The organism is Sphingomonas segetis, from assembly GCF_009720245.1.
GTDB lineage: Bacteria > Pseudomonadota > Alphaproteobacteria > Sphingomonadales > Sphingomonadaceae > Sphingomicrobium > Sphingomicrobium segetis.
In genome coordinates this window covers 1-8,866 of sequence record NZ_WJSQ01000116.1, presented here as the reverse complement: position 1 = coordinate 8,866, position 8,866 = coordinate 1, and the positions used below count along the sequence as shown (strand labels likewise).

The window sequence follows — 8,866 nt, the reverse complement described above, 5'->3', positions numbered from 1 at the left end:
CCCCCGCCGCCTCCGCCGCCGCCTCCTGCGGCTCCGGCGACTCAGACCTGCCCCGACGGATCGGTGATCCTGGCGACGAGCGTCTGTCCGGCGCCGCCGCCGCCTCCGCCGCCGGCTCCGGTCGAGCGCGGAGAGCGCGGGCTCTAGGTACCGCTTACTCGCTTCGAACAGGGGAGCGAGGAGGCCCGGGCGAGCGCCAGCTCATCCGGGCCTCTTTTCGTTCGTGGCTGGAGCCAGCTTCCCGCGCGCCACAGGCTTGATCCCGCAGCCGATTGCGCTATAGGCGCGCCTTCGCTCCGGAGTGATCCGGGGCAGCCGTCCGAGACAGCTGCCGGGGCTTGCCCCTTAATCTGCGGCCTAGACGGGGACAGGAATCATTCGGAGCGCTCGCCGTTCCGTCGTGCGTTGCCAAGCGATTTTGCGCAGCGCCGCCGATCCCAACCCGACGGACATCGAGTGCTCAGGCTCGCCTGGGCTTTTGTTGAACCTCGGCCGAGGCTCGCTTCGGCCGAAACACGGAGTTGGCATGGATCGATCGCAAAAAGCCGATCTGGTCGACGAGCTGAAGCGGGTCTTCACCGAGACCAGCGTGGTGGTCATCACGCGCAACCACGGTCTCACGGTCGCACAGTCTACGGACCTGCGCCTGAAGATGCGCGACGCCGGCGCCCAGTTCAAAGTTGCGAAGAACAGCCTTGCCCTGATTGCGCTCGAGGAAACGCGCTACAAGCCGATCGGCGACCTGCTCAAGGGCCCGACCGCGCTTGCCACGTCCGGAGACCCCGTCGCGGCCGCCAAGGTGGCCGTCGATTTCGCCAAGACTCACGACAAGTTCGAGATCGTCGGCGGAGCGATGGGCGACACGGTCCTCGACGTGAACGGGATCAAGGCGCTTGCCGAGCTTCCCTCGCTCGACCAGCTGCGCGCGACCATCGTGGGCCTCATCCAGGCGCCCGCGACCAAGATCGCCCGCACGGTCAGCGAACCGGGGGCCCAGCTGGCACGGATCTTCAGCGCTTACGCGGCCAAGGAAGCCGCATAAGCGACACCTTTTTCATCAACGCACGACAATCCGGGGCTTGGCCCCACCAGGGAGTATCAAATGGCTGACATCAATGCGCTGGTCGACCAGCTTTCCGAACTGACCGTTCTCGAGGCGGCGGATCTCGCCAAGGCGCTCGAGGAGAAGTGGGGCGTTTCGGCCGCCGCCGCGGTTGCTGCCGCCCCGGCCGCTGCCGGCCCGGCTGCCCCGGCTGCCGAAGAGAAGACCGAGTTCGACGTCATCCTGACCGGCGACGGCGGCAAGAAGATCAACGTGATCAAGGAGGTTCGCGCGATCACCGGTCTTGGCCTCGGCGAGGCGAAGGCGCTGGTCGAAGGCGCTCCCAAGCCGGTCAAGGAAGGCATCGGCAAGGACGAGGCCGAGAAGATCAAGAAGCAGATCGAGGACGCCGGCGGCACCGTCGAGCTGAAGTAACCGGGCAGCCCGCAAGGGCTGCGTAAAGTTATCCCGGCGCATGCCGGGATCCACGTGCGATCCTGGACCCCTGCGCCGGGGTGCAAAAGGAATGGGCGGTCCCATTGGGGGCCGCCCTTTTTCTTATCCGCTCACTTGTTCGTGCGGGCGCGGTCTTCCTGCGGGACTCCGTCGCCGCGCGTCGAATCGTTCTGAACGTCGCCGACGACCGTATTCTCGCCTGCGATCTCCTCGGGGTCATCGCCGGTCGCGAAGGCGCCTTTCGACTGGCCGATGTCGGGGTTCCACTCGAGGTCGTCAGACCCGACCTTGTCCTTCGTCAGCTCCTTGTTCGTGCTCATGGCTCGTCCTTCCGCTGAACAAACACGCGGACTCACCGCTTGTTGAGCGAGCGGTCGCGCGAGCGCCCCGCTCCGGCGCGCGGCGGCTTTCCATTTGGCGGCGGGGCCTCGCTGGACTATTCGTGCCCGCAATGGAGCTCGTCCGCCCGCTCGTGAAACTGCCGATCCGCTTCGACGCGGAGACGCTCGAACGCGAAGTGCGTGCGCTGCCCGAATCCGCCTGGGTGCCGCACCCGACCGGCTATGTCGGCAACGAGGCGGTGCGGCTGATCACGCCCGGCGGCCAGCCGACCGACGACCTCAAGGGAATGATGGGACCAACCGAACAGCTGCTCGCATGCCCCTACATCATGGAGGTCATGGCCTCGATCGGCGCGGTGTGGGGGCGCAGCCGGCTGATGGGGCTCGGCGCTGGCGCGGACGTGCCGCAGCACGTCGACAGCCATTATTACTGGCGCACCCACTGGCGGATCCACATTCCGGTCATCACCAACCCCGGCGTGAAGTTCACCTGCGGCGGCGAGACCGTCCATATGGGTGCCGGCGAATGCTGGGTGTTCGACTCCTTCCGTGTGCACGGCGTGCATAACGGCGGGACGGACCAGCGCATCCACCTCGTGCTCGATACCGTTGCCGGCGGGCGTCTGCGCCAGCTGATCGAAGCGGGCGAGCGCGGCGATGCGGAGGAGGAATTCGTCAGGCCGGGGACGACGCCCATCGACGATCTGTCGTATGAGCGCGTCAACAGCCCAGGCGTGATGTCGCCGTGGGAAATCCGCGCCCATGTCGCCTATCTCTCGCAGCACGCAGTTCCGCATCCGCTGCTTGGACCGGTGCTCAAGCGGATCGACGATTTCGTCAAGGATTGGGCGGCGGTGTGGGCGCAGCATGAGGCTGACGAGGCCGGATGGCCGGACTATCTGGCGCTGCGCGAGGGCCTGCTGCGGGATCTTACCGCGATGCGCGGCTCATCGGTGCTGCTCAGGAACACGCTGCCGCTCTACATGGGCCTCGACCAGATGGTCCTGCACAATCTGTTCGCCGACCCCGCCGCGGTCCTCGCGAAAGCCTCGGGCCAGCCGCGGCCCCAGCGCCTCGCCTCCTAGTCCAGCTCTTCCAGGAAAGAATCGATCGCGGCGACCGCTTCGGGCTCGTTGAGCATCGGCGCGTGGCCGACGCCGGGCACGGTGACCGATTTCATGGCCCGCACGGCATGGTGCATCTTGGCGAGCACAGCGGCACCAAGCAGGTCGCTGCGCTCTCCGCGCACGACCAGCAGCGGCTTCTGGCCCAATGCTTCGAACAGCGGCCACATGTCGACCGCCGGCGCCGGCCCCTGCGTCTCGAACGGCAGCGCTATCGCCATGTCGTAGTCGAAGACGACTGAGCCGTCCTCCTCGCGGCACACGCGCCGCGCCATCTTGACCCAGTCGGCGTGATTGTAGCTGGCGGGGATGTGGCGGTTGTTGATGGCAATCGCCTCGGCGGCCTCGTCCCAGCTCCGGAACTGCGCGCCGTTGCCGACATAGGATTTGATCCGGTCGAGCCCCGCTTCCGTAAGCTCGGGCCCGACATCGTTGAGGATCGAGGCAGCGATGCGCTGCGGCGCCATCGCCGCGATGAGCATCGTCACCAGCCCTCCGAGGGATGTGCCGACGAACACCGCTTGATCGATCGCCAGCTCATCGAGCAGCTGGAGCACGTCGCCGGCGTATGTCAGCGGCAGATAGCGCGCCGGAAGCGGGTCATGATCGCTCAGCCCGCGCCCGCGGAAATCGAGCGCGAGCACGCGTCGGCCGGGCGAATGAAGCTCGGCCAGCTCGGCGAAATCGCGGGAATTGCGCGTCAGGCCGTGAAGGCACAGCAGCGGCGGCCTGCCGGCCGATCCTGGATAGTCGCGGTAGTGAAGCTGCAGCCCATCGGCGACGGTGAAACGGCAATCGCGGTAGCGCGCTTTCTCGCTCATGTCGCGAGGCCCGAGCGCAGCAGCCTGTTCATTGCATCGGCGACGCGCTTCGGATCGGTGCTCGACCACACCGCGAAGCGCAGCCCGAGGAAGACGTTGGCGCCCATCAGCGCCCAGGCCAGGATTTCCAGCTCTTCGTCCGAGTAGCCGCCGTCGACCTCTCCGCTCTTCCGGCCGCCGGCGAGCCGCCCCGCGATGCGGTTCGCCGTGGTTTCATAATGTTCGCGATACGCGCGCGGGTCGACGAACTCGGCCTCATCGATGATCCGGTAGACGTCACGGTGCTCGCGGGCGAAACAAAGAAAGGATTCGAGCGCGCGGGCCTCGCCGTCGATCATGTCCGCGGACTCCTTGAGCACCGGAGCGACATGGTCGCGCACCTGCGCCGACATGTCGCGGACGAGGGCCTGGAACAGCGCCTCTTTCGAGTCGAAATAGGTATAGAAGGTGCCGAGCGCGACGCCGGCGCGCTGGGTGATGCCGACGATCGAGCTGTCGGCGAACCCGCGGTCGCCGAACTCGTCGCGCGCGGCATCGAGGATTTTGCGCAGGGTGCGCTCGCCGCGGGCGGTTCGCGGCGCTTTTCCGGCGCTTGCAGCACTGGTCTGCAGTTCGTCTGCCACGCTTGCCCCCATGAGTCCGCGATAGCTTTCTAGCCTGATCATTCGCAAGTTGAAAGATGGTTCAACTTTCACTAGACGGGTAGCGGACGGCGGCGGCAAGGGAGTCGCACGCCTTGGGGAGAACAGGGAAATGCGCGTCACTTTCGCAGGCGCCGCTTTGCTCGGCACCGTCGCCGCTGCGGCGCTCGTCACGACTCCAGCATTTGCGCAGGAGAATCCGGGCACCGACCAGCAGCCGACGAACAACCAGCAGACCCAGGCTGTTGCCGCCGAGGCGAGCAGCCAGGAGATCGTCGTCACGGCGCGCCGCCGCAACGAGCTTCTGCTCAATGTACCCGTCGCGGTTACTGCTTATTCGGGCGAACAGCTCAATCGGCAGGGCGCACTCGACCTGACGGACGTCGCCGACACCACGCCCAATGTCACGCTGGAAGTTTCGCGCGGTACCAACAGCACGCTCACCCCGTTCATCCGCGGAATCGGCCAGCAGGATCCGGTCGCGGGATTCGAGCAGGGAGTCGGCCTCTATCTCGACGACGTTTATCTCAACCGTCCGCAGGCCGCCGTGCTCGATATCTATGACGTCGAACGGATCGAGGTCCTGCGCGGGCCGCAGGGCACGCTCTACGGCCGCAACACCATCGGCGGCGCCATCAAATATGTGACTCGCCGCATCCGCACCGACGGGCCGCATGCGATGGTGCGCACCAATGTCGGCACCCACGGCCAGTTCGATGCGATCGCGCAGGTCTCGACGCCGTTGACGCAAGGCCTGCGCGTCGGGGCGGCAATCGCCCGACTCAGCAACACGGGGTTCGGCCGAAACCTCACAACGGGCGACCGCAACTACAACAAGAACGTCTGGGCAGCGCGGGGCACGGTCGAGCTTGAGCCAGCCCCGGACGTCTTCTTCCGCCTGTCGGGCGACTACTCCTGGGACAACAGCAACCCGCGCGGCGGGCACCGCCTGATTCCGAATCTCGTCACCGGCGAACTGCCGCTCAGCAACGTCTTCGATTCGGAGGGCGGCCTCAACGACCCCGAGCAGCGGGTCCGCTCGGGCGGCGTTGCCCTTCACGGCGAGATCGGGCTCAACGACTGGCTGCAGTTCCGCACCATCACCGCCTACCGGAAGGACCGCAGCGACACGCCGATCGACTTCGACGCGACCCCGGCGGTCGATGTCGATGTCCCCGCGATCTACAAGAACCACCAGTTTAGCCAGGAATTTCAGCTGGTTGCCGACAAGGGCCCGCTGCAGGGCGTCGCCGGTCTCTATTATTTGAACGCCAGCGCCTTCGACATTTTCGACGTCCGCCTCTACACTTCGCTGCCGACGATCCTTCCGGGCCTCACCGCGGCAACGGTCGGCGACGTGAAGACCAAGACCTGGGCCGCGTTCACCGATCTCACCTACAATTTCAGCGACCAGTGGGCAGCATCGGCGGGCTTGCGCTACACCAGCGACCGCCGCCACGCCCGCGTGTTCAGGCGCAACCTGATTCTCGGCGGCTCACCCGAGCTCGGCGGATCCGATCCGTTCGATGCGACCGGTGTCCAGGTCGGCGCTGCAACCTCCGACTTCGAAGGCAGCCGCAAGGACAAGGCCCTGACCCCGCGGCTGTCGGTGAACTTTAAGCCGACGCCCAATCACAATCTCTACATCAGCTATTCGAAGGGCTTCAAAGGCGGCGGCTTCGACCCGCGGGCGCTCAGCACGCAGGCGCCGAGCCAGTCGCCCGACGACATTTACGACTTCATGGCGTTCGACCCGGAGAAGGTCGACAGCTATGAGATCGGCTGGAAGGCGTCGCTCTTCGACCGCCGGCTTCAGCTCGCCACCGCGATCTTCGATGCCGAGTACAAGGACGTCCAGGTGCCCGGTTCCGAGGGCTGCGTCGTCAACGGAGTCGCGACCTTCTGCGGCGTGACCACGAATGCCGGCAAGGCGCGCTTCCGCGGAGTCGAGGTCGAGGCAAACGCCCGCCTCGCGGAAGACTTCGCGACTCCGGGCGACCGGCTGAATCTCGCTGGGACGCTTGGCTATCTGGACGCCAAGTACCTGCACTTCATCACAAATATCCCCGGTCAGGGGCCCGTCGACGTGGCCGACTTCCGCAAGATCCAGAACACGCCCAAGTGGACGATGAGCGGCTCGCTCGACTACCAGACGCCGCTCGCGGATGGTCGCCTCGACCTCAACAGCACGATCTCGTACCGGAGCAAGAGCCAGCAGTTCGAAACTGCGATTCCGGGCCTAGACCAGGGCGGCTTTGCGCTTTGGGATGCGAACCTGATCTGGCGCTCGGCGGGAAATCGCTACGAGGTCGGGCTCCACGGCAAGAACCTGCTCAACAAGAAGTACATCGTCGCCGGCTATAATTTCCTGGCGCAGAACCCGTTCACCGGCGAATTCCTTCTCGGCACCAACGGCCTTCCTGTCCCGACGCTCGGCAAAACCGGCGTGCTCACCGCCTATTACGGCAATCCGCGCCAGGTCTTTCTGTCGGCCGCCATCAACTTCTGACCTCGGCGGAGGGGCGCTTGCGCCCCTCCGCGCTTCCGGTTTGCCGCGGGCCCGATTAGGGTAGCCATATGCGGCAATACCTCGACCTCATGCAGCTGATCCTCGACCGCGGGGTCGAGCAGCAGGACCGGACGGGCACCGGAACCCTGTCCTGGTTCGGCGCACAAATGCGCTTCGACCTCGCCGACGGATTTCCGCTGCTGACGACCAAGAAGCTCCACCTCAGGTCGATCATCGTCGAACTGCTGTGGTTCCTGCGCGGCGACACCAACGTCCGCTGGCTCAACGAGCACAATGTCAGCATCTGGGACGAATGGGCCGACGACCGCGGCGACCTCGGCCCCGTTTACGGCAAGCAGTGGCGCGACTGGGAGACGGCGGACGGTCGACACTTCGACCAGATCGAAAATCTCGTCGATCTCATCCGCCGAGATCCCTGTTCGCGCCGGCAGATCGTCACCGCCTGGAACCCGGGCGAAATTGCGAAAATGGCGCTCGCGCCGTGCCATTGCTTGTTCCAGACCCAGGTCTCGGCGGGGCGCCTGAACCTCCAGCTCTACCAGCGCAGCGCCGACGTCTTCCTCGGCGTGCCGTTCAACATCGCCTCTTACGCGCTGCTGACCCACATGCTCGCGCGCGAGTGCGGGCTCGAGCCGGGACTGTTCGTTTGGACCGGCGGCGACTGCCATCTCTACTCGAACCATCTCGATCAGGCCCGGCTGCAGCTGACGCGCGAGCCGCGCCCGCTGCCGCGCATCGTCATCAAGGACCGCGGACAATCGCTGTTCGAATACGAACCGGAGGATTTCGTCTTCGAAAACTACGACCCGCACCCGCACATCAAAGCGGCGGTCGCGGTCTAGTTAGCCGGCCGGACGTTCGCCACGAAAAACGGCGCATAAGCGCCGCACTGACGCAGCATCGGCTCGTACAGGGAACTGCCGAGCGCCTGCCATTCGATCGGGTGGCCGTAGATCAAAAGCTCCTGCGCGACGGCGAGCCACTGGTCGCCTTTTCCGGGGAGATGGAACAGCAAGGCATTCCCATTGAAGCTGCTTCCCGCGGGGAAAACCGGCAGGAACAAAGTCCCGCTCTCCTCGCCGCGGAACAGCAAACAGCCGCCTTCGTACATCAGCGTGCCGGTGAGGTTCGTGGTCGCGAGCGGCTGATAGGGCGCGGTCGCAATCTCGAGCGGGCGAAGCGGCCGGACGCCAGGATGATTGCTCACGCATCCGGCAAGAACCAGCAATGCAAGCAGCCCCGCTTTGCGCATCTGTCACTCCGCTGCGCCTTCTTCAAAAATAACGCTAGCGCAATGGAGCCGTTCCTGCGACCCCGGCGTTACCCAGCCCCGTTAGAAGGGAGAACAACAATGCTCCATAAGGCAACGACTGTGATCATCCTCGGCCTGGCGCTTGCCGTGGCCGCCTGCAACACCGTCCGCGGCGCGGCCAGCGACGTCAACTCGGTCGCGAACTGCACCGAGAACGCGATGAACGGCGGTAACTGCTGACGGTTCAGTAGACAGACAGCCACCGAATGATTCATTGTCGTTCCGGACTTCAATCGGAGGGAACGACAAAATGGTTCAGAAGCTGGTGGCGGTTGCGTTGGCCGGCCTGTGTCTCGCAGTCGCCGCGTGCAATACCGTGCGCGGCGTCGGCGCCGACGTGGGTTCGGCCGCCAACTGTACCGAAAATGCAATGCACGGCGGCCGCTGCTAACCAGCTGCCCCACACGAAAAGAAACCCCGCCGGATCGCTCCGGCGGGGTTTTTAATGTCTCCTATCGCTGCGCGACGGGACTTTCGGCTCAGTCCTGCAGATAGTCCCCGGCGTCCGCGTCCAGACCGTGGCCGCTGGGCACGACCTCACCGAGCGGGTCGTCGCCCGTGCCGGTGTCGTCGCGCGGCGTGCGCGCGAGCTCGGCGGC

11 protein-coding genes are annotated in these 8,866 nt (G+C 65.6%); 7 read left to right on the top strand and 4 right to left on the bottom strand.

Annotation, left to right across the window (positions count from 1 at the left end; translation table 11 throughout):
• The first annotated feature begins 526 nt into the window (after nt 1–526).
• Together rplJ and rplL are read left to right on the top strand one after the other, a co-directional pair.
• The gene (gene rplJ, locus GH737_RS10870) at nt 527–1,042 is read left to right on the top strand and encodes a 50S ribosomal protein L10 (protein WP_155264841.1); all 516 of its coding nucleotides are present in this window, start codon (nt 527–529) and stop codon (nt 1,040–1,042) included.
• Nucleotides 1,043–1,102: 60 nt separating this feature from the next.
• Nucleotides 1,103–1,477, top strand: coding sequence for a 50S ribosomal protein L7/L12 (gene rplL, locus GH737_RS10865; protein ID WP_155264840.1), 375 nt, complete (start codon nt 1,103–1,105; stop codon nt 1,475–1,477).
• A 131-nt stretch (nt 1,478–1,608) separates the two neighbouring features.
• On the opposite strand, the gene GH737_RS10860 is transcribed toward rplL, so the two are convergent.
• Complete coding sequence (locus GH737_RS10860) at nt 1,609–1,818, bottom strand: hypothetical protein (protein WP_155264839.1); 210 nt, start codon at nt 1,816–1,818, stop codon at nt 1,609–1,611.
• Nucleotides 1,819–1,949: 131 nt separating this feature from the next.
• On the opposite strand from GH737_RS10860, the gene GH737_RS10855 reads away from it, so the two are divergent.
• Nucleotides 1,950–2,924 carry an aspartyl/asparaginyl beta-hydroxylase domain-containing protein gene (locus GH737_RS10855; protein ID WP_155264838.1) on the top strand — a complete coding sequence of 325 codons (975 nt, stop codon included), beginning with the start codon at nt 1,950–1,952 and terminating at the stop codon, nt 2,922–2,924.
• Here GH737_RS10855 and GH737_RS10850 read toward each other — a convergent pair.
• Both GH737_RS10850 and GH737_RS10845 read right to left on the bottom strand, forming a co-directional pair.
• Nucleotides 2,921–3,784 carry an alpha/beta fold hydrolase gene (locus tag GH737_RS10850; protein WP_155264837.1) on the bottom strand — a complete coding sequence of 288 codons (864 nt, stop codon included), beginning with the start codon at nt 3,782–3,784 and terminating at the stop codon, nt 2,921–2,923. The genes GH737_RS10855 and GH737_RS10850 overlap by 4 nt on opposite strands.
• Nucleotides 3,781–4,419: a TetR/AcrR family transcriptional regulator gene (locus GH737_RS10845; RefSeq protein ID WP_155264842.1), complete on the bottom strand. Its 639-nt coding sequence runs from the start codon at nt 4,417–4,419 to the stop codon at nt 3,781–3,783. Before GH737_RS10845 ends, GH737_RS10850 begins: the two co-directional genes overlap by 4 nt.
• Before the next feature lie 118 nt (nt 4,420–4,537).
• On the opposite strand from GH737_RS10845, the gene GH737_RS10840 reads away from it, so the two are divergent.
• Nucleotides 4,538–6,934 (top strand): TonB-dependent receptor, encoded by a 2,397-nt coding sequence (locus GH737_RS10840; RefSeq protein ID WP_155264836.1) that lies wholly within the window; start codon nt 4,538–4,540, stop codon nt 6,932–6,934.
• Nucleotides 6,935–7,002: 68 nt separating this feature from the next.
• A complete protein-coding gene (locus GH737_RS10835) occupies nt 7,003–7,797 on the top strand; it encodes a thymidylate synthase (protein ID WP_155264835.1) in 795 nt (264 codons plus the stop codon).
• Here GH737_RS10835 and GH737_RS10830 read toward each other — a convergent pair.
• Nucleotides 7,794–8,162, bottom strand: coding sequence for a hypothetical protein (locus GH737_RS10830; protein ID WP_155264834.1), 369 nt, complete (start codon nt 8,160–8,162; stop codon nt 7,794–7,796). The genes GH737_RS10835 and GH737_RS10830 overlap by 4 nt on opposite strands.
• 144 nt (nt 8,163–8,306) lie before the next feature.
• Here GH737_RS10830 and GH737_RS10825 point away from each other — a divergent pair, with 144 nt between their 5' ends.
• Together GH737_RS10825 and GH737_RS15330 are read left to right on the top strand one after the other, a co-directional pair.
• Nucleotides 8,307–8,447, top strand: a complete 141-nt coding sequence (locus tag GH737_RS10825) for an entericidin EcnA/B family protein (RefSeq protein ID WP_155264833.1) — start codon at nt 8,307–8,309, stop codon at nt 8,445–8,447.
• Between the two features lie 70 nt (nt 8,448–8,517).
• Nucleotides 8,518–8,658, top strand: coding sequence for a hypothetical protein (locus tag GH737_RS15330; RefSeq protein WP_196233112.1), 141 nt, complete (start codon nt 8,518–8,520; stop codon nt 8,656–8,658).
• Nucleotides 8,659–8,866 lie beyond the last annotated feature (208 nt).